The 19,915-nt window shown below is 66.9% G+C and carries 13 protein-coding genes; 4 read left to right on the top strand and 9 right to left on the bottom strand.

Annotation, left to right across the window (positions count from 1 at the left end):
* Nucleotides 1-4 precede the first annotated feature (4 nt).
* Nucleotides 5-529, bottom strand: coding sequence for a hypothetical protein (locus tag FRZ32_RS14740; protein WP_147044212.1), 525 nt, complete (start codon nucleotides 527-529; stop codon nucleotides 5-7).
* Between the two features lie 3 nt (nucleotides 530-532).
* Nucleotides 533-922, bottom strand: coding sequence for a four-helix bundle copper-binding protein (locus FRZ32_RS14735; RefSeq protein WP_147044211.1), 390 nt, complete (start codon nucleotides 920-922; stop codon nucleotides 533-535).
* Between the two features lie 90 nt (nucleotides 923-1,012).
* Here FRZ32_RS14735 and FRZ32_RS14730 point away from each other — a divergent pair, with 90 nt between their 5' ends.
* Nucleotides 1,013-2,341, top strand: a complete 1,329-nt coding sequence (locus FRZ32_RS14730; protein ID WP_147044210.1) for a DNA recombination protein RmuC — start codon at nucleotides 1,013-1,015, stop codon at nucleotides 2,339-2,341.
* On the opposite strand, the gene FRZ32_RS14725 is transcribed toward FRZ32_RS14730, so the two are convergent.
* Nucleotides 2,338-2,976: an META domain-containing protein gene (locus tag FRZ32_RS14725; protein ID WP_147044209.1), complete on the bottom strand. Its 639-nt coding sequence runs from the start codon at nucleotides 2,974-2,976 to the stop codon at nucleotides 2,338-2,340. The two genes, FRZ32_RS14730 and FRZ32_RS14725, sit on opposite strands and share 4 nt — an antisense overlap.
* On the opposite strand from FRZ32_RS14725, the gene FRZ32_RS14720 reads away from it, so the two are divergent.
* From FRZ32_RS14720 to FRZ32_RS14710, 3 genes are all read left to right on the top strand, one after another.
* Entirely contained in the window at nucleotides 2,963-5,188 is a 2,226-nt protein-coding gene (locus FRZ32_RS14720; RefSeq protein ID WP_147044208.1) for a S9 family peptidase, read from the top strand. The genes FRZ32_RS14725 and FRZ32_RS14720 overlap by 14 nt on opposite strands.
* A 79-nt stretch (nucleotides 5,189-5,267) precedes the next feature.
* A complete protein-coding gene (locus FRZ32_RS14715) occupies nucleotides 5,268-5,936 on the top strand; it encodes a PadR family transcriptional regulator (RefSeq protein ID WP_341536587.1) in 669 nt (222 codons plus the stop codon).
* Nucleotides 5,933-6,265 carry a DUF2218 domain-containing protein gene (locus FRZ32_RS14710; protein ID WP_147044206.1) on the top strand — a complete coding sequence of 111 codons (333 nt, stop codon included), beginning with the start codon at nucleotides 5,933-5,935 and terminating at the stop codon, nucleotides 6,263-6,265. Before FRZ32_RS14715 ends, FRZ32_RS14710 begins: the two co-directional genes overlap by 4 nt.
* 21 nt (nucleotides 6,266-6,286) lie before the next feature.
* On the opposite strand, the gene FRZ32_RS14705 is transcribed toward FRZ32_RS14710, so the two are convergent.
* The 6 genes from FRZ32_RS14705 to FRZ32_RS14685 all read right to left on the bottom strand — a co-directional run bounded on the left by FRZ32_RS14705 (nucleotide 6,287) and on the right by FRZ32_RS14685 (nucleotide 19,734).
* Nucleotides 6,287-7,465 (bottom strand): glycosyltransferase family 4 protein, encoded by a 1,179-nt coding sequence (locus tag FRZ32_RS14705; protein ID WP_147044514.1) that lies wholly within the window; start codon nucleotides 7,463-7,465, stop codon nucleotides 6,287-6,289.
* 101 nt (nucleotides 7,466-7,566) lie between these two features.
* Nucleotides 7,567-7,689, bottom strand: coding sequence for a hypothetical protein (locus FRZ32_RS15690; RefSeq protein WP_279379233.1), 123 nt, complete (start codon nucleotides 7,687-7,689; stop codon nucleotides 7,567-7,569).
* Between the two features lie 66 nt (nucleotides 7,690-7,755).
* On the bottom strand, nucleotides 7,756-12,045 hold the full coding sequence (gene rpoC, locus FRZ32_RS14700) for a DNA-directed RNA polymerase subunit beta' (protein ID WP_147044205.1): 4,290 nt from the start codon (nucleotides 12,043-12,045) through the stop codon (nucleotides 7,756-7,758).
* A 121-nt stretch (nucleotides 12,046-12,166) separates the two neighbouring features.
* Nucleotides 12,167-16,324, bottom strand: a complete 4,158-nt coding sequence (gene rpoB, locus FRZ32_RS14695) for a DNA-directed RNA polymerase subunit beta (protein WP_147044204.1) — start codon at nucleotides 16,322-16,324, stop codon at nucleotides 12,167-12,169.
* 219 nt (nucleotides 16,325-16,543) lie between these two features.
* Nucleotides 16,544-17,782, bottom strand: a complete 1,239-nt coding sequence (locus tag FRZ32_RS14690) for a sensor histidine kinase (protein ID WP_147044203.1) — start codon at nucleotides 17,780-17,782, stop codon at nucleotides 16,544-16,546.
* A gap of 74 nt (nucleotides 17,783-17,856) precedes the next feature.
* Nucleotides 17,857-19,734 carry a tetratricopeptide repeat-containing sulfotransferase family protein gene (locus FRZ32_RS14685; RefSeq protein ID WP_147044202.1) on the bottom strand — a complete coding sequence of 626 codons (1,878 nt, stop codon included), beginning with the start codon at nucleotides 19,732-19,734 and terminating at the stop codon, nucleotides 17,857-17,859.
* Nucleotides 19,735-19,915: the final 181 nt, after the last annotated feature.

Here is a 19,915-nt window from a genome sequence, read left to right as displayed (position 1 = left end):
ACCCTCAAGGTCTGCAATAGACCAGCCCCGCATCGGCGATCGTCGTCGATTCGAACAGCATCGCCCCGGCCGATTCGGCGAAGCGCAGGCGGATCCTGTCCCGTCGTTCGGGCCCTTCCGCCGTGCAAAGCGCGGAGATGTCGACCCCGCCCGGCGTCTTTTCGACCCGTCGGAAGCGGCAATGCGCGCCGGCCGGCGTCGAGAGGGACTGCGCCGTGAACTGCCACGGCGCCGTCGCGCAGAGCCCGGAATCGGCCGCCCAGCGCCCAACGAATCTCAGCGGAGCATCCGCTGGCGGCAGGGCGTCTGCCTCGGGCGGGGGCGTGTGGTTTTCGAGGCCGTTCAGCTGATCGAGCGAGAGCGAGGCGTCGATGTCGACGCCGGAATCGACGGTGGTGGGCTCGGTCGATTCAGCGGGTGCCGCATCGGCCGCCGCGTTCGCGTCCGCGTCCGGCGCCGGTCGGCAGGCCGCGACGAGGGCGAGAATGGCGATCGTCGCCGACGCACAGCAGGCCGCGCCAAGCTTCATCGTTCAGGCGACGGAGTCGAGCGCCGCGCGGCAATCGCGCGCGCATTCCCGGCACATCTCGGCACAAAGGCGGCAATGGGCATGGTCATGCCGCGCGCATTCCTCGGCGCAGAGCTCACAGGTCCGGATGCAGGTCTCCAGCATCGCGCGGAGCACCGTCTCGTTCGAACCCGTCCGCCGCACGGCGATTGTCGCCATCGCCCCGCAAATGTCGGCGCAGTCCAGGCAGGAGCGGATACATTGCCGCATGTCCATCTCCTCGGCGACGCAGGCGTCGGCGCAGGAGGTGCAGAACAGCGCGCACAGCATCGAATGCCGCGCGGCGAGCGCAAGTGGCTCGCTGGCATCCCCGGCAACGTCGGGATGGGTGGCGATCATCTTCGAAAGGGACATGGGGGCCTCCTGGCGAAGCGAACGGAAATGGCTGGTGCCGGTTCCGCGCCTCGGCTAGGTTCGCGCTTCGTTCCAAACGGACAGGCGCATATGGACCCCATCTATCTTCTGCTCGCAATCTTGGTGGCGCTCGCCGCCGGCCTGGCCCTCGGCTGGTTCGCCGGTCGATCGCGCGCTTCGGCTCTGGCGGAGGAAAGGGCCAAGGCGGCCGAGCTGCTCCGCCTCGCCCTCGACGAGGTGACGAAGGAGCGCGACGAGGCCAGCCGGAACCTTGCGACGCTTCAGGCCGACGCGCGCAATTTCGAGACGCGCATCGCCGAGCTGAGGGAAGCGAAGGATTCGCTCGCCGCGCAATTCCGCGAGGTCGGTGCCGCGATGCTCGGCGAGGCGCAGAAGCAGTTCCTCGAACGCGCCGATGCCCGCTTCCACCAGGCGGGCGAGAAGAGCGAGCAGCAGCTCAAGGCCCTGCTCCAGCCGGTCGAGGCGACCCTCAAGCGCTATGACGAGAAGCTGGCCGCGGTCGAGAAGGAGCGGGTCGATCAATATGCCGGCCTTCGCGAGGCCGTGCAGCTGCTCCATGCCGGCCACACCCAGGTTCGCGACGAAACGCGCAACCTCGTCAACGCGCTTCGTTCGAGCCCCAAGGCGCGCGGCCGTTGGGGGGAGCAGAGCCTGAAGAACGTGCTCGAACAGGCCGGCCTGTCGCAATTCGCCGATTTCCAGACCGAGGTGTCGGTCGACACGGGCGACGGGCGGCTGCGCCCCGACGTGGTGGTGCGGATGCCGGGCGGCCGCAAGCTGATCATCGACGCCAAATGCTCGCTCAACGCCTTTCTCGACGCGAGCGAGGCGGCGGATGAGGCGGCGCGGGTTTCGCACCTCAAGGCGCACGCGGCGTCGATCCGCAACCATGCCCAGCAGCTCGGCTCCAAGGCCTATTGGGAGCAGTTCGGCGACGCCGCCGATTATGTCGTCATGTACATCCCCGGCGAGCATTTCCTGACCGCCGCGCTGGAGCAGGACGACGGCCTGTGGGACTGGGCGTTCGAGCGCCGCGTGCTGCTCGCGACGCCGACCAACCTGGTCGCCATCGCACGGACCGTCGCCGGCGTGTGGCGGCAGGAGCGACTGGCGGAGGAAGCGGCGGAGATCGCCCGCCTCGGCAAGGAACTCCATTCCCGGCTCGCGACGATGGGCGCCCATGTCGCCAAGCTCGGCCGCAACCTCGGGCTCGCGACGGATGCCTATAATTCCTTCGTCGGCAGCCTTGAAAGCCAGGTGATGACCCAGGCCAAGCGGTTCGAGACGCTCGAAGTGGCGAGCGGGGCGCGCGAGATCGAGGCCCTGCCGGTGGTCGAGGCGGCGCCGCGGCCGCTCACCAAGCTCCTGGCGCCCGAGAGCGCGGCGAAGGCGAACTAGCGCGCGGCCCGGTCGGCGCGGCGCAGGCGGAGCGTTCCGGCCGGGGCGGTGAGCTCCAGCATGTCCGCACCGACGGACGCGATTCGCGCGCCTTCGCTCAGGATCTGCGTCGCCTGCCGCTCCATCGCCATCGGATCGACGCCCTCAGGCCCGTTGACGTTCGCGCAGGCCATGCGCGTCATCATCATCGCGCCCACGGCAAGCCGCCCGCCGTCAATGCTGTAAGGCCCGGAAAAGCTGTTGCATCCGGCGCGTCCCGAGACCCGATCCGCCGTAAAGGAAAGAACGAAGCGATCGCCCGACACGGCCCGATCGCCGATGGCGACGATGTGCCAGCCTGTTCCAGCCAGGGCCGGCGATGACTCCGTCTGCACCGCGCTTTCCCCCAAACCGTCCGCCGGCGTCGCGCAGGCCGACGTCGCGGAAATGAGCGCCAGACCGAGCGCGGATGCAAGGACGATGGATGATCGCATGGCCGACGCCCCTGCGCCAAACGTCCTGACCGCGGGCTGAACGATCCCGCCGCGCGCTCGCATCACGACGCCGAAGTTGCGAGCGGCGGGGCGGTCGCTTGAGGTTCCCGCCCTTTTCTTTGCCGTGGCGGCGGCTATCGTGCCTGCCATGCGCAGCCTCATCCTCCTTGCCGCGGCCGTGATTGCCGCCGCCGCCCCCGCCCGTGCCGAGCGCCTGACGCTCGAGCGGGTCTTCGCCAGCCCTTCGCTTTCGGGCCCGACGCCCCGGATGCTGCGGCTTTCTCCAGACGGCCGGCTCGCGACGATGCTCCGCAACCGCCCGGACGACCGCGAGCGCTACGATCTGTGGGCGGTCGACACGTCGACAGGGCAGGCCCGGATGCTGGTCGACAGCGCGCGCGTCGGCACGGGAGCGGCGCTTTCGGAGGACGAGATGATGCGGCGCGAACGCGCGCGGCTTTCCGGCGTGCGCGGCATCGTGAGCTATCAGTGGGCGCCGGACGGCCGATCGATCCTGGTCCCGCTCGACGGCGACCTCTATCTCGCCGGGCTCGACGGCAATGTGCGCCGGATCACGGCGACGCCCGAGACCGAGCTCGACGCCCAGGTTTCGAAGACCGGTCGCTACCTCTCCTTCGTGCGCGACCAGAATCTCTACGTGGTCGGCGCGGACGGGACCGGGGAGCATGCGCTCACGACCGATGGCGGGGGCACCGTGACCTGGGGATCGGCCGAGTTCGTCGCGCAGGAGGAGATGGACCGGCGCACCGGCCATTGGTGGTCGCCCGACGACCGCTATATCGCGGTCGCCCGGGTCGACGAGGCGAGGGTCAACGTCGTCACCCGCACCGCGATCGGGGCCGACGGCACGCGCGTCTACCAGCAGCGTTACCCCGCGGCGGGCACGCCCAATGCGCTGGTCGAACTCTATGTGATGCGCCCGGACGGCTCCGGCCGGGTGAAGGTCGATCTCGGCGACGACACCGACATCTATCTCGCTCGCGTGAACTGGAGCGCGGACGGGCACGTCCTGCTCGTCCAGCGCGAGAGCCGGGACCAGAAGCGGCTCGACATGCTCAGCGTCGATCCGGCGACCGGGCGCTCGACGATCCTGTTCACCGAGACGTCAGACCACTGGCTCAACCTGCACGACAATCTCCGCCCGCTGCGCGACGGCAGCCTGATCTGGACCTCGGAGCGCAGTGGCTATTCCCACATCTATCGTTTCCGGGACGGGCGCTGGACGCAGCTCACGCATGGCGACTGGGCGGTGAAGAGCATCGACGGGATCGATGAGGCGGGCGGGCGAATCTACTTCACCGCCAATATGGACACGCCCATCGAACAGCATCTCTACTGGATCGACATGAACCATCCGGCCGCGCCCCATCGACTGACGGAGGCGGGCTGGTGGAACGACGCCGAGATGGATGGCGCCGCACGCCGGATGCTCGTCACCCGTTCGAGCCCGGCCCAGCCACCGCAGGTCTATCTCGCCGACGCCACCGGACGGCGGCTCGCATGGATCGAGGAGAACCGGGTGGCCGGGGATCATCCTTATGCCCCGTTCATGGCGGATCATGTCGCGCCGACCTTCGGCACGGTGCGCGCCGACGACGGCACGATGCTCTATTACAAGATGCTGACGCCGCGCCTGGAGCCGGGGCGGCGTTATCCGGTCTTTGTCCAGGTCTATGGCGGGCCTGGCGGCGGACGGCAGGTGATGCGCACCTGGGTGAGCCCGCTGCAGGAATATCTCGTGCAGCAGGGCTGGATCGTCTTCTCGATCGACAATCGCGGCTCGCCCGATCGCGGCACGCGGTTCGAGAACGCGATCTATCACGCTATGGGGCAGGTGGAGGTGCGCGATCAGCTGGCCGGACTCGATTGGCTTCGGCGGCAGGACTTCGTCGATCCCGATCGCGTCGCTGTCTTCGGCTGGTCCTATGGCGGCTACATGACGCTTCGGTTGCTCGAAGGTGCGCCGCGGGGCACGTTCCGGGCGGGCGTCGCGGTCGCGCCGGTGACGCGGTGGGAATTGTACGACACCCATTATACCGAACGCTATCTCGGCAATCCTGCCACCGATTCCGCGCCTTATGAGGAGTCGGACGCGGCGCCGCATTCGGACCGGATCGCCGATCATCTCCTGCTGATGCACGGCATGGCCGACGACAATGTCGTGTTCGAGAATTCGACGGTGCTGATGGGGCTCCTGCAGGCGCGCAGCTTCCCTTTCGAGACAATGGTCTATCCGGGCGCGACCCATGCCATTTCCGGCGAGGCCCGGCAGCTCCACCTCTATCGCACGATGTTCGATTTCCTCGACCGCACCGTCCGCAACGCTTCCGAAGGGGCGGGGAACGCGCATTGAGGGCGACTATCTGAGATATATCTTGACTCTTCCATATCGAAAGATATATCTCAGCCTATCTCAGCGATAGGAGGCCCAGATGGGCATGCGATTCAGGATGTATGGTGGCGGCTGCGGGCCGCGCGGTTTCGAGTTCCCCGAGGCGATCTTCGCGATGGGCATGGGCCGCGGCCGCCACGGATGGGGCGGCCGGCACGGCCCTGGCGGCGACTGGGGTGATTGGGGCGGCTGGGGCGGCGGACCGCGCCATGGCCGGCGCGGTCGCATGTTCGACGCCGGCGAGCTTCGCCTCGTCCTTCTCAAGCTGATCGCGGACGAGCCGCGCCACGGCTACGATCTGATCCGCGCCGTCGAGGAGCTGACTCACGGCGTTTACGCGCCGAGCCCGGGGGTCGTCTATCCGACGCTCACCATGCTCCAGGACATGGGCCTGATCGAGGAAGCGGGCGAGGGCGGGCCGCGCAAGGCGTTTGCCGCGACCGAAGAGGGCCGCGCCCATCTCGCCGAGAATGGCGATCAGGTCGACGGGCTGTTCGCCCGGCTCGAGGGCCTTGGCAGCGACCGCCGCCGCGCTGGCGGCGCGCCGATCCAGCGCGCGGTGGGCAATCTCCTGTCCGCGGTCTGGCATCGGGTCACGCGCGACGGCGTCGGCGAGAAGACGCTGCACGATATCGCGGCGATCCTCGATGAGGCGGCGCAGAAGATCGAGCGGGTGAAGGGCGACGAGAAGGAAGGCGACAGCGCGTGATCGCGAGTCACGCCAGCGTCCCCACCGCTTATGCGAGCCGCTATCTCCAGCAGCTCTGCAAGCATTGGGCGCACAATCTCGACGTCGCTTTCGATACGGAGCGGGGAAGGGTCGTCTTTCCCCGCGACGCGCGGGGAGCCGACTGGCCAGGCGATGCCGTGTTTACGATGGCCGCGAAGCCGGACAGGCTCGATTGCCGGATCGAGGCCTCGGCGCCTGGCCAGCTCGATGCGCTGAAAGGCGCCGTCGAGCGCCATCTCGATCGCTTCGCCTTCCGCGAAGCCCCGCTCGCCTTTGCGTGGCGGGACGATGCTCGATCGGCGGCCTGACCCGGTCGGGAAGGGCCGCCCCTAGGGAATCGGGCTCGCCTGCTGTCGACCGCCATGATGGTGCTGGCGGATGACGCGGATATAGGCGTCGACGAGTTCCTGATTGACCTCGTCCCAGCCGTAGCGACGGCTGGCCGCCTCGCCGGCATCGCCGGCGGCGCGGCGCGCGGCGGGATCCGCGCAATAGGCGGCGAGCGCGTCGGCGAAGGCATCGATCGCCCCGGGCCGGATCAGTCGGCCGGTGACATTGTCGGCGACGAGGCTGCGGCTGCCGGTCGCGCTTGCGGCGACGACGGGAAGCCCGGCGGCCATCGCCTCCAGCGTCACGTTGCCGAAGGTCTCGGTGACCGACGGGTTGAACAGCATATCCATAGACGCGACGGCCCGGCCAAGATCCTGGCCGCCCTGGAAACCCGCGAAGACCGCGTCGGGCAGCCTCTGTTCGAACCATTCGCGCGCCGGCCCCTTGCCGACGACGAGCACTTTGTGCCTGACCTTGCGGCGCGCGAGCCGGTCAATCGCCTCCGAGAAGACGTCGAGGCCCTTTTCCATCACCAGCCGGCCGACGAAGCCGATCACCGGCTCGTCGTCGGCGATGCCGAGGCTGCGTCGCCAGGCCATGTCGCGCCGGCCGGGATTGAAGATCTCGCGGTCGATGCCCCGTGTCCAGATGCCGACATCGTAATTCATGCGCTGGTCGCGCAGCAGCTGCGCCATCGATTCCGAAGGCGCGAAGATCGCGTCGCAGCGCCGGTAGAAGCGCCGGAGCACGGCGAGGACCGCCGGCTCCAGAAAGGCCAGCCCGTAATAGCGCGGATAGGTCTCGAACCTCGTATGGACCGAGGCGACGACCGGCAGATCCCATTTGTGCGCGAGCGTCACCGCGCGATGGCCCAGGATTTCCGGGCTGGACACATGGATGACATTCGGAGCGAACGCCCGCAGATCGCGCTTCACGCGCGGCGGGATCATGAAGCCGACCTTATATTCGGGCCGTCTCGGGATCGGGAACCACGGGATGTGGATCAGATCGCCCGTCGGCTCGAAGGCGGGCTTCTCCACGGTCGGCGAATAGACGCGCACCTTTGCCCCGCGCTCCAGCAGGTAACCGGCGAGGCGGTTCAGAGCCTGGTTCGCCCCGTCGCGGACATAATTGTAATTGCCGCTGAAAATGGCGACGCGAAGGTCGGTCACGTCCATCTCCGCGGGCATATGGAATTCCCCGCCGGAACGCAAAAGCGACGATCGCGCGCCGATCGAGGCGAGCGAGTCCCGGTTCGCGGGAGGAAGCAGCGGCGCGCTCAATCCTCGTCCTCCCTGCTGGGCGGCACATTGTTGCGCGGCAGCCGCCGGACGCTCCAGATGCCCCACAGCATCGGCGCGATCAGCGCGAACAGCATGAAGAGGACGAGCGCTTTTTTCATGGCCAGGCCGAAAAACGAAAGCGCCCCGCCGCCGGGTGCAGCGAGGCGCTTCGTTCGTGTCGAGCCTTACTCCGTCTCGGTGCCGGCCTGGAGATAGTCACCCGCATCGGCGTCGGTGCCGTGACCGCTCGGCGTGACCGCGGCGAGCGGCTCCGAATGGGTCGCCGCCTCGAGGCCCTGCGCGAGCTCGGCCGCATGCTCTTCGGCCGCCGTTTCCGGAGCGATGAGCGATGCCTGGAGCGAACGCTGCTGGGCGCGAAGCGCCGCATCGCGCGACGACGCCGCGACCCGCATCCGCTTCATGCCCGCGCCGGTGCCCGCCGGGATCAGCCGGCCGACGATGACGTTCTCCTTGAGACCTTCCAGTGTATCCACCTTGCCCTGCACCGAAGCTTCGGTGAGGACGCGGGTCGTTTCCTGGAACGAGGCGGCCGAGATGAAGCTGCGCGTCTGGAGCGAAGCCTTGGTGATGCCGAGCAGCACCGGCTTGCCGTCCGCGAGCTTCTTCTTGCCCTGCGCCTTCAGCTTGGCGTTGACCTCGTTCATCTCCTGCCGGTCGACCTGTTCGCCGACCAGGAAGGTGGAATCGCCCGCGTCGGTGATCTCAACCTTCTGCAGCATCTGGCGAACGATCACCTCGATGTGCTTGTCGTTGATCTTCACGCCCTGCAGTCGATAGACCTCCTGGATCTCCGACACGAGATATTCGGCCAGCGCCTTGACGCCGAGCACCTCGAGGATGTCGTGCGGATCGGGGCTGCCGCCGATCAGGTTGTCGCCGCGCTTCACGAAGTCGCCTTCCTGCACGTCGATGACCTTGGACTTGGGCACCAGATACTCGACCGGATCGCCGCCATCCTCGGGAACGATCGCGATCTTGCGCTTCGCCTTATAGTCCTTGCCGAACGCGATCCGGCCAGAGACCTTGGCGATGATCGCATTCTCCTTCGGCTTGCGCGCCTCGAACAGCTCGGCGACGCGCGGCAGACCGCCGGTGATGTCGCGGGTCTTGGCCGCCTCGCGGCTGACGCGGGCGAGCACCTCGCCGGCCTCCACCGTCTGGCCGTCCTCGACCGAGAGCATCGCGCCCGGCGACAGCATGTAGCGCGCCGCCTCGCCCGATTTCTCGTCGAGCAGGGTGATGCGCGGACGCAGGTCCTCCTTGCTCCGGGCGCTGCCGCGGAACTCGGTGACGACGCGCTGGGCGATGCCGGTGGCCTCGTCGGTCTGCTCGGCGAGCGTCTTGCCCTCGACCAGATCCTGGAACTTCACTGTGCCGCCCTTCTCGGTGATGACCGGCATCATGAACGGATCCCATTCGGCCAGGCGATCGCCCTTGGAGACGATGTGCCCGTGCTCGACCATCAGGTGTGCACCGTAGGGGATACGATGCGTCGCCCGCTCGCGGCCGTCCATGTCGACGATCGCAAGCTCGCCATTGCGGGCCATCGCGACGTGACGGCCGCGCGGATCGACGATCACCGGCAGGTCGCGCAGCTCGATCGTGCCGTCCACCGACGCCTCGAGGCTCGACGTTTCGTTGAGCTGGGCCGCGCCGCCGATGTGGAAGGTCCGCATCGTCAGCTGCGTGCCCGGCTCGCCGATCGACTGCGCCGCGATGACGCCGACCGCTTCGCCGATATTCACCGGCGTTCCGCGGGCGAGGTCACGGCCGTAGCAGCGGGCGCACACGCCCATCTCGCTCTCGCAGACGAGCGGCGAGCGGATGTTGACCGACTGGATGCCGAGCTCGTCGATCTTCAGGGCCGCGGCCTCGTCGATAAGGTCGCCTTCCTTGACGATCGTCTCGCCGGTCTTGGCGTCGACCACGTCCTCGGCGGGGGTGCGGCCGAGGATGCGCTCGCCGAGCGAGGCGATGACCGCGCCGCCCTGGACGATCGCGCGCATGTCGAGGCTGTTCTCGGTGCCGCAATCCTCCTCGACGATCACGCAATCCTGCGAAACGTCGACCAGACGACGGGTGAGGTAGCCCGAATTCGCCGTCTTGAGCGCCGTATCCGCCAGGCCCTTGCGGGCGCCGTGGGTCGAGTTGAAATATTCAAGGACGGTCAGGCCTTCCTTGAAGTTGGAGATGATCGGCGTTTCGATGATCTCGCCCGACGGCTTGGCCATCAGGCCGCGCATGCCGGCAAGCTGCTTCATCTGCGCCTGCGAACCGCGGGCGCCCGAATGAGCCATCATGTAGATGGAGTTGATCGGGGCGAGCCGGCCGTCTTCAAGCTTCGGCTGCGCCTTGATCTTGTCCATCATCGCGTTCGCGACCTGGTCGCCGCAGCGGCTCCAGGCGTCGATCACCTTGTTGTACTTCTCCTGCTGGGTGATCAGGCCGTCCTGGTACTGCTGCTCGTAGTCCTTCACGAGCGCGCGCGTCTCCTCGACCAGCTTCTCCTTCTCGCCCGGGATGACCATGTCGTCCTTGCCGAACGAGATGCCGGCCTGGAAGGCGTGGCGGAAGCCGAGCGCCATGATCGCGTCGGCGAACAGCACCGTCTCCTTCTGCCCGGTGTGGCGATAGACCTGGTCGATGACGTCCGCGATCTCCTTCTTGGTGAGAAGGCGGTTGACCGTCTCGAACGGCACCTTGTGCGACTTGGGCAGCGTCTCGCCGAGCAGCATGCGGCCCGGCGTCGTCTCGACGCGCTTCATGTACAGGTTGCCGTCCTCGTCCGTCTGCGGGACGCGGCTGTGGATCTTGGTGTGCAGGGTCACCGTCTTGTTGAACAGCGCCTGGTGCACCTCGGCCATGTCGGCGATCATCGAGCCTTCGCCCGGCTCGCCCTCACGCTCCATCGACAGATAATAGAGACCAAGCACCATGTCCTGGGAGGGCACGATGATCGGCTTGCCGTTCGCGGGGCTGAGGATGTTGTTGGTCGACATCATCAGCACGCGCGCTTCCAGCTGGGCCTCGAGGCTCAGGGGCACGTGAACGGCCATCTGGTCGCCGTCGAAGTCGGCGTTGAACGCCGAGCAGACGAGCGGGTGGAGCTGGATCGCCTTGCCCTCGATCAGCACCGGCTCGAACGCCTGGATGCCGAGGCGGTGGAGCGTCGGCGCGCGGTTGAGCAGCACCGGATGCTCGCGGATCACCTCGTCGAGGATGTCCCAGACTTCCTTGCGCTCCTTTTCGACCCACTTCTTCGCCTGCTTCAGGGTCATGGAGAGACCCTTGGCGTCGAGGCGCGAGTAGATGAACGGCTTGAACAGCTCGAGCGCCATCTTCTTGGGCAGGCCGCACTGGTGGAGCTTCAGCTCCGGGCCGGTCACGATGACCGAACGGCCCGAATAGTCGACGCGCTTGCCGAGCAGGTTCTGACGGAACCGGCCCTGCTTGCCCTTGAGCATGTCCGAAAGGCTCTTCAGCGGACGCTTGTTGGCGCCCGTGATGGTGCGGCCGCGGCGGCCGTTGTCGAACAGGGCGTCGACGGCTTCCTGGAGCATGCGCTTTTCGTTGCGGACGATGATGTCCGGCGCACGCAGCTCCATGAGCCGCTTCAGACGGTTGTTGCGGTTGATGACGCGGCGATAGAGATCGTTGAGATCCGACGTCGCGAAGCGGCCGCCGTCGAGCGGCACCAGCGGGCGAAGCTCCGGCGGAATGACCGGGACGACGTCCAGGATCATCCACTCCGGCCGGTTGCCGGATTCAAGGAAGCTCTCGACGACCTTGAGCCGCTTGATGATCTTCTTGGGCTTCAGCTCCGACTTGGTGGTCTCGAGCTCTTCGAGCAGCGCCTTGCGCTCGCCCTCCAGGTCGAGGTCGATCAGCATCTGCTTGACCGCCTCCGCGCCGATGCCGGCGGTGAAGGCGTCCTCGCCATATTCATCCTGCGCGTCGAGCAGCTCGTCCTCGGTGAGGAGCTGATACTTCTCCAGCGGCGTCAGGCCCGGCTCGGTGACGATGTAGCTCTCGAAATAGAGCACGCGCTCGAGCTGCTTCAGCTGCATGTCGAGCAGCAGGCCGATGCGGCTCGGCAGCGACTTCAGGAACCAGATGTGCGCGACCGGGGCAGCGAGCTCGATATGGCCCATCCGCTCGCGGCGAACCTTCGAGACGGTGACCTCGACGCCGCACTTCTCGCAGACGATGCCCTTGTACTTCATGCGCTTGTACTTGCCGCACAGGCACTCGTAATCCTTGATCGGACCGAAAATGCGCGCGCAGAACAGGCCGTCACGCTCGGGCTTGAACGTGCGGTAGTTGATCGTCTCGGGCTTCTTGATCTCGCCGAACGACCAGGAGCGGATTCGCTCCGGCGAGGCGATGCCGATCTTGATCTGGTCGAACGTCTCCGGCTTGGCGACCGGGTTCGCGAAGGTGGTCAGTTCGTTCATGTCTTCTTCCCTCAAACCCTCTCCCGTTCGGGGGAGAGGAAGAGCCGCCGAAGGCGGCGAAGGAGAGGGGGCGTCTTCCCCTCTCCTCGGCCCTCTCCCCTGGAGGGGAGAGGGGGAGTGGCTATTCCGCCGCCTCGGCGAAGTCCTCGTCGTCGCCAGGCTCGTCGATGCTGTCGAGCTCGACGTTGAGGCCGAGCGAACGCATCTCCTTCACCAGCACGTTGAAGCTTTCGGGGATGCCGGCCTCGAACGTGTCGTCGCCCTTGACGATCGCCTCGTAGACCTTGGTGCGGCCGATCACGTCGTCCGACTTCACCGTCAGCATCTCCTGAAGCGTGTAGGCGGCGCCATAGGCCTGGAGCGCCCACACCTCCATCTCGCCGAAGCGCTGGCCGCCGAACTGCGCCTTGCCGCCCAGCGGCTGCTGGGTGACGAGGCTGTACGGCCCGATCGAGCGCGCGTGGATCTTGTCGTCGACCAGGTGATGGAGCTTCAGCATGTAGATGTAGCCCACGGTCACCTTGCGATCGAACTTGTCGCCCGTGCGTCCGTCATAGAGATCGACCTGGCCCGAAGAATCGAGGCCCGCCTTCTCCAGCATCGCCGAGACATCCGCTTCCTTGGCGCCGTCGAACACCGGCGTGCCCATCGGGACGCCGTTGGTGAGATTGGAGGCAAGCTCCATCACCTGCTCGTCGTCGCGGGCGTCGATGTCCGCCGCATAGGCATCGCCGTAGATGTCCTTGAGCGTCGCGCGGACTTTCTTCACGTCGCTGCTTTCGAGGCCCTCGCCCTTGTGGCGGATGTCCTCGAGAAGCGCGGCCACCTGCTTGCCGAGGCCGCGTGCGGCCCAGCCCAGATGGGTCTCGAAAATCTGCCCGACATTCATGCGGCTCGGCACGCCCAGCGGGTTGAGCACGATATCGGCCGGGGTCCCGTCCTCCAGGAAGGGCATGTCCTCCTCAGGCAGAATGCGGCTGATGACGCCCTTGTTGCCGTGGCGGCCGGCCATCTTGTCGCCCGGCTGCAGCTTGCGCTTCACCGCGACGAACACCTTGACCATCTTCAGCACGCCCGGCGGCAGCTCGTCGCCGCGCTCCAGCTTCTCGATCCGGTCCTCCAGGCGACGTTTGATGACGCCTTCGGCCTCGTCATACTGGGCGCGCACCGCTTCCAGATCGGCCTGGGCGGCGTCGTCCTTCACGGCGAACTTCCACCATTCGTGCGGCTCGACGGAGTCGAGCGCCTCGGCGTCGATCTCGGCACCCTTCTTGACGCCCTTCGGCGCTGCGGTCGCGACCTGGCCAAGCAGCATCTCGCGCAGGCGGGCGTAGGTGGAGCGCTTCAGGATGTTGCGCTCGTCCTCGGCGTCCTTGCGCAGACGGTCCTTCTCCTCGGTCTGGATCGCCCGGGTGCGGTCGTCGATGTCGATGCCGTGACGGTTGAACACGCGGACCTCGACCACCGTGCCGGCAACGCCGGGGGGCAGCCGCAGGGAGGTGTCGCGCACGTCCGACGCCTTCTCGCCGAAGATGGCGCGGAGCAGCTTCTCCTCCGGCGTCATCGGGCTCTCGCCCTTCGGCGTGATCTTGCCGACCAGGATGTCGCCCGGCTCCACCTCGGCGCCGATATAGACGATGCCGGCCTCGTCGAGGTTACGCAGCGCCTCCTCGCCGACATTCGGGATGTCGCGGGTGATGTCCTCGGGCCCGAGCTTGGTGTCGCGGGCCATGACCTCGAACTCCTCGATGTGGATCGAGGTGAAGACGTCGTCCTTCACGATCCGCTCGGAGATCAGGATCGAGTCCTCATAATTGTAGCCGTTCCAGGGCATGAACGCGACGAGGACGTTGCGGCCCAGCGCCAGCTCGCCGAGATCGGTCGAGGGACCGTCGGCGATGACGTCGCCCTGACGGACGAGATCACCCTTCTTCACCAGCGGACGCTGGTTGATGCACGTGTTCTGGTTCGAACGCTGGAACTTCATCAGCGTGTAGATGTCGACGCCCGACTTGCCGGCCTCGACCCCCTCGGTCGCGCGGATGACGATGCGGCCGGCGTCGACCTGATCGACCACGCCGGTACGGCGGGCGGCGATCGCGGCGCCGGAATCGCGGGCGACGGTCTCTTCCATGCCGGTGCCGACGAACGGCGCCTCGGCCCGAACCAGCGGCACCGCCTGGCGCTGCATGTTCGATCCCATCAGCGCGCGGTTGGCGTCGTCATTCTCGAGGAACGGAATGAGCGAGGCGGCGACCGAGACGAGCTGCTTGGGGCTCACGTCCATCAGCGTGATCTGGTCGCGCGGCGCCATCAGGAACTCACCCGCCTGGCGGCTGGAGACGATCTCCTCGACGAACCGGCCGTCCTTGGTCAGTTCGGCATTGGCCTGCGCGATCGTGTGCTTGGCCTCTTCCATCGCCGACAGATAGACGACCTCGTTGGTCACCTTGCCGTCCACGACCTTGCGATACGGGGTCTCGATGAAGCCGTACTTGTTCACCCGGCTGAACGAGGCGAGGCTGTTGATCAGGCCGATGTTCGGGCCTTCCGGCGTCTCGATCGGGCAGATGCGGCCATAGTGGGTCGGATGGACGTCGCGGACCTCGAAGCCCGCGCGCTCGCGGGTGAGGCCGCCCGGCCCGAGCGCCGAGACGCGACGCTTGTGCGTCACTTCGGAGAGCGGGTTGGTCTGGTCCATGAACTGCGACAGCTGCGACGAGCCGAAGAACTCGCGCACCGCGGCGACCGCCGGCTTCGCGTTGATGAGGTCGTTCGGCATGACGGTGGACACGTCGACGCTCGACATGCGCTCCTTCACCGCGCGCTCCATGCGCAGCAGGCCAACGCGATACTGGTTCTCGAGCAGCTCGCCGACCGAACGCACGCGGCGGTTGCCGAGATTGTCGATATCGTCGATCTCGCCCTTGCCGTCCTTGAGGTCGACGAGGGTCTTCACGACCGCGACAATGTCCTCCTTGCGGAGCGTCGTCACCGTATCGTCGGCGTCCAGATCGAGGCGCATGTTGAGCTTGACGCGGCCGACGGCCGACAGATCGTAGCGCTCCGGATCGAAGAACAGGCCGGCGAACAGCGCCTCGGCGGTCTCGCGCGTCGGCGGCTCGCCGGGGCGCATGACGCGATAGATGTCCGACAGCGCCTGATCGCGATCCTCGGCCTTGTCGGCCTTCAGCGTGTTGCGGATCCACGCGCCGGTGTTGACGTGATCGATGTCCAGAAGCTCGATCCGGTCGACGCCGGCCTTGTCGAGCTTCTCCAGGTTCTCGGCGGACACCTCGTCGCCGGCCTCGATATAGATCTCGCCGGTCTTCTCGTTGATGAGATCATAGGCGCTGTAGCGCCCGAAAATCTCCTCGGTGGGGATGAGAAGATCGGTGAGCCCGTCCTTCGCCGCCTTGTTGGCCGCGCGCGGGCTGATCTTCTGGCCGGCGGGGAACACGACTTCGCCCGACTTGGCGTCGACGATGTCGAAGGCCGGCTTGTTGCCGCGCCATTGCTCGGCGACGAACGGCACCTGCCACCCGTCCTTGCCGCGCACCCAGATGACGCGGTTGTAGAAGGTGTTGAGGATTTCCTCGCTCGACATGTCCAGCGCATGGAGCAGCGCCGTGACCGGCAGCTTGCGCTTGCGGTCGATGCGGACGTTGACGATGTCCTTGGCGTCGAACTCGAAGTCGAGCCACGAGCCGCGATAGGGGATCACGCGCGCCGCGAAGAGATATTTGCCCGAGGCATGGGTCTTGCCGCGATCGTGGTCGAACAGCACGCCGGGCGACCGGTGCATCTGCGACACGATCACGCGCTCGGTGCCGTTGATGATGAAGGTGCCGTTCTTCGTCATGAGCGGCATGTCGCCCATGTAGACGTCCTGCTCCTTGATATCGAGCACGGAGCGGGCCTCGGTATCCGGGTCCACCTCGAACACGATGAGGCGCAGCGTCACGCGCATCGGCGCGGCATAGGTCATGCCACGCTGGCGGCACTCGTCGGTGTCGTATTTGGGATCCTCGAGCTCGTAGTGGACGAAATCGAGCTCCGCGGTGCCGGCGAAGTCGCGGATCGGGAAGACGCTGCGCAGGGTCTTCTCGAGCCCGGAGACATAGCCGTCCTGCGGCCGCGAGCGAAGGAACTGCTCGTAGCTTTCGCGCTGGACCTCGATGAGGTTCGGCATTTCCGAGACTTCGTGGATGTTCCCGAAGATCTTGCGGATGCGCTTCGATGCGGTGGGCCGGGTGTCCGGGGCTGCCTTGGTCGCCATGGAGATTTTTCTCGCCTTCTGGTGCCTGCCCGGCCTTGCCGGGCTCAAAATCGGGAGCGCTCAAACGCAAAAAGCCGCGAGTCTCCACGTCCTGGAAACCGCAGCTTCAGCGTCATGAAAACCCCAGCCGATCAATGCGTTGAACGCGATGCGCGACGTCGCGTCCTGTTCCGAAAGGCTGTGGCGGAGAGCGGGATATAGGGTGAGGGCCGGGGCGGGTCAAGCGGTGGACGGCAGATCGGCCCAGCTTTCGTCCGCCGCCGGCAGCGAGACGTGAAGGCTGGCACCGCCCTCAGGCCGGTTGCGGGCGCAGATCCGGCCGCCATGCGCCTCGACGATGGTGCGGCTGACGGACAGGCCGACGCCCATGCCGCCGGGCCTGGAAGTGACGAACGGGTCGAACAGGGTCTCGCTGAGCTCGGGGGCGATGCCGGCGCCATTGTCGTCGATCCGCAGCCAGATCATCCCGTTCTCGCGCCCGGTCGCGACAAGGATGCTCGGCTCCGGGGTCGCCGCGGTCGCATCGAGCGCATTGCGGATGAGATTGATGACAAGCTGCTGGATCTGGATCGGATCCGCCCAGATGAGCAGATCGGCGCCCAGATCGTAGCGCAGCCGCGAGACGCCGCCGGCGCCGACGGTGGCCAGCGTGGCCGCCTCGCGGATCACGACATTGGGGTCGATCACGCGCCGCTCTGTCGGATTCTCGCTGGTCATCTGGCGAAGCGAGCGGATGATATCGCCGGCCCCGAACGCGCATTCCTCGATGGCGGAGAGACTGCGTTCCAGCTCCTCGGGCGCCAGGTTTCCGTCGATCATCGCACGGCGTGTTCCGGCAACATAATTGCCGATCGCGGTAAGCGGCTGGTTGAGTTCATGGGCGAGGGTCGTCGCCATCGCGCTCATCGCGCTCCGCCGCGACAGGTGAATGAGCTCCGCCCGGAGCATTTCCACCTTCTCCTGCGCCGCCTTCTGCTCCGTGATGTCCTGCTTCGACCCGAAGATGCGCACCGGCGCGCCGGTCTCGTCCTTCTCGATGTCGGCCGTGAGCCGCAGCCAGCGCAGGTTGCCGCGGGCGGTCTTGATCCGGACGTCGATGGCGAAGCTGGTCCCGTCGCGGATCGCCTCGGCACGCCGCCGCTCCATCTCCCCGCGCGATTCCTCGTCGTACATTGCAACGATGTCGGGCCGCACGACCGGTACTCCGCGCGGCAGCTCGAACAGGTCATAGACGCCGTCGGTCCACGTGAGCTGTTCGTTGGCAAGGTCGCATTCCCACACGCCGATCCGCGCCAGCGACGAGGCGCGGTCGTACATCTTCTTGTAATGGGCGATCGTCCCCGCCTGCTCGTGGGACAGCTGAACGTAGCGCTCCAGCTCTCCCGTCACATCCGCAAGCGCCCGCGCGCGCTCAAGTTTCTGATCGCCGTCCATCGAATCCCAATCGGACGACGTCATGGCCCAATTTGGCAGTCACCACAATTGGTGATGGCGCGCGCCGAAAGCCCCGTTCGCGCGCCCCGGCGCGACTGTCAGATCGAATAGCCCATCCGTTCCGCCCACGGCGCGAGCTTCGGCAGAACCGACTCCATGAACCGACGATAGCGCAGCCAGCGGCCCTTCGCCCGAGAATAGACCGGCTCGCTCACCTGCGCATAGCTCGGCGTGCCGATGAAAGCGCGCGCCTTCGCGCTCGCGCGGTGATCGAGCAGGTGAGGCGACCAGTCGATGCCGAGGAATGCCGCGAGCGGCCGCAACTCGCTCTCAGGGTCGGCGACCAGTCGCTCATAGCGCACGACATGGACGTCCAGCGGGAAGACCTCGCGGCAACGAGCCCAATGGTCCATCGTCAGGTCGTACAGTTCGGCCAGGTCCTCGAGCGTCAGGAAATTCGCCATGCCGCCGCGCGGATCGAAGCGCGTCATGTAGCCGCTCAGCACGACATCGCACGGGTGCCGCTGGACGAAGATGAAACGTGCGGAGGGAAAGATGCGATGGGCGAGGGCGGTGTCGGCGATGCCGAGCGGCAATTTGTCGATCACGAGCTCCGCCTCCGCGGCTTCCGGCGCGACCCTGTCGAGCGCGTCGTAATAGGTCCGACGCAGCGCCGCGATCTCCGCCTCGTCCAGCAGCGGCAGGCGAGCCGGATCGCCGAGTTCGTCGGCGGCCGCCTGCAGCACCGGCCTCTCCTCGATTACCGCCGCGCGCGGATGGCCGGCGAGGAAGGTGTCGAGCAGGGTCGTGCCGGAGCGCGGAAAGCCGAACAGGAAGACCGGCGCGGGCCGAGGTTTCCTCCAGGTGGTATACCATTCGGGCGTGATCCGGGCGGAAAGCGCCCCGATCCGCTCCCTGTAGGCGGCCGCCATCGCTGCCGTGCCCGCGGTCTCGCGCGCCGTGAAGCCGTTCATCTCGGTGAACGCGGCGAACGCGGCCTCCACATCTCCGAGCCGGTCGGAGGCTTCGCCGATGAGCTTCGCCCGCATCCCGGGATCGATCGACGCCGGCGCGACCCGTGCCAGGCGGCGCGCGATTTCGAACTCACCCTTGCGCAGCGCCAGCCTGGCGCGGAGCAGCGGCAAAGTCGGCGGCAGCTCATCGAGCTGGGCGAGCTGGTCCACCACGGTCTCGAACTCGTCGACGCAATTGTCGCGTTCCAGCAGATCGGCGAGCGCGAGCAGCGCGGGCGCGAAGCCCGGGTCGATTGCCAGCGCGCTTCGCAGCGATGCCGTCGCCTCGGCCGGCCGATCGAGCAGGTCTTCTATGCGCGCGACGATGACCCGGCTCATCGGGTCAGCCGGACGTGCCTTGGCGCGCGCGCGCGCCTCGTCCAGCGCAGCGCCGCCGGCTCCGCCCGCGACCTGGGCTTCGGCGCGCTTGAGGACAAGGTCGTGCCGACCGCCGGACAAGGCGATCGCACGGTCAAACGAACCGTTCGCTTCATCCATATCGCCAAGCGCAAGCAGGCAGGCGCCCAGCCGCCCCCAGCTTTCGACATCCTTTCCGTCGCGCGCCACGACCGTGCGGAGCAGCGTGGCCGCGCGTCGATGGTCGCCTCGGCGTTCGCTCAGCAGGGCGTCCAGGCGCACCAGCTCGAGCGCCGCCGGGCCGCCGACCTGGGTTGCCGTGATCGTGGCGGCTGCCTCGTCGAGTCGCCCGGCGGCGATCAGCGTACGGATCAACTCGAGCCTGGCCAGCGGATGGTCATCCATCATCGAGGTGGCCTGCTGGAGGTGCGGCACCGCCCGATCGAAGTCGAGCCGGCGTGCATGCAGCATGCCGACGAACCATCTGAGGCCACCGTCGCCCGGCGCATCGGAAAGCGCGGCTTCGCCCGCTTCGATCGCTTCCTCGATCTCTCCCCGTCGTGCGAGCTCCATGGCCGCGCGCGCCTTCGGGGGGATCGATGTCACGCCTTGCTCCGCTACTGTCCTATTCAGGTAACGCGGCGGCTAGGCAGTGCGCGGCCCAGATTCCATGTTTGGCGCGACCAATGTCACGACAGTGCGACGAACGGCATGAAAGCCAATTCTTTCCGTCGTTTAGCGCGACGAACGTCACACATGTCGTCATCGCCCACCTGATCGCTTCGAC

The organism is Sphingosinicella ginsenosidimutans (assembly GCF_007995055.1).
Taxonomy (GTDB): domain Bacteria; phylum Pseudomonadota; class Alphaproteobacteria; order Sphingomonadales; family Sphingomonadaceae; genus Allosphingosinicella; species Allosphingosinicella ginsenosidimutans.
This window is presented reverse-complemented; position numbering and strand designations above follow the sequence as displayed.

Bases quoted from the DNA above. Each gene is read 5' to 3' on its own strand.
- FRZ32_RS14740 (WP_147044212.1), bottom strand. From the start codon at position 529: ATGAAGCTTGGCGCGGCCTGCTGTGCGTCGGCGACGATCGCCATTCTC.
- FRZ32_RS14735 (WP_147044211.1), bottom strand. From the start codon at position 922: ATGTCCCTTTCGAAGATGATCGCCACCCATCCCGACGTTGCCGGGGAT.
- FRZ32_RS14730 (WP_147044210.1), top strand. From the start codon at position 1,013: ATGGACCCCATCTATCTTCTGCTCGCAATCTTGGTGGCGCTCGCCGCC.
- FRZ32_RS14720 (WP_147044208.1), top strand. From the start codon at position 2,963: ATGCGCAGCCTCATCCTCCTTGCCGCGGCCGTGATTGCCGCCGCCGCC.
- FRZ32_RS14725 (WP_147044209.1), bottom strand. From the start codon at position 2,976: ATGAGGCTGCGCATGGCAGGCACGATAGCCGCCGCCACGGCAAAGAAA.
- FRZ32_RS14715 (WP_341536587.1), top strand. From the start codon at position 5,268: ATGGGCATGCGATTCAGGATGTATGGTGGCGGCTGCGGGCCGCGCGGT.
- FRZ32_RS14705 (WP_147044514.1), bottom strand. From the start codon at position 7,465: ATGGACGTGACCGACCTTCGCGTCGCCATTTTCAGCGGCAATTACAAT.
- FRZ32_RS15690 (WP_279379233.1), bottom strand. From the start codon at position 7,689: ATGAAAAAAGCGCTCGTCCTCTTCATGCTGTTCGCGCTGATCGCGCCG.
- rpoC (WP_147044205.1), bottom strand. From the start codon at position 12,045: ATGAACGAACTGACCACCTTCGCGAACCCGGTCGCCAAGCCGGAGACG.
- rpoB (WP_147044204.1), bottom strand. From the start codon at position 16,324: ATGGCGACCAAGGCAGCCCCGGACACCCGGCCCACCGCATCGAAGCGC.
- FRZ32_RS14690 (WP_147044203.1), bottom strand. From the start codon at position 17,782: ATGACGTCGTCCGATTGGGATTCGATGGACGGCGATCAGAAACTTGAG.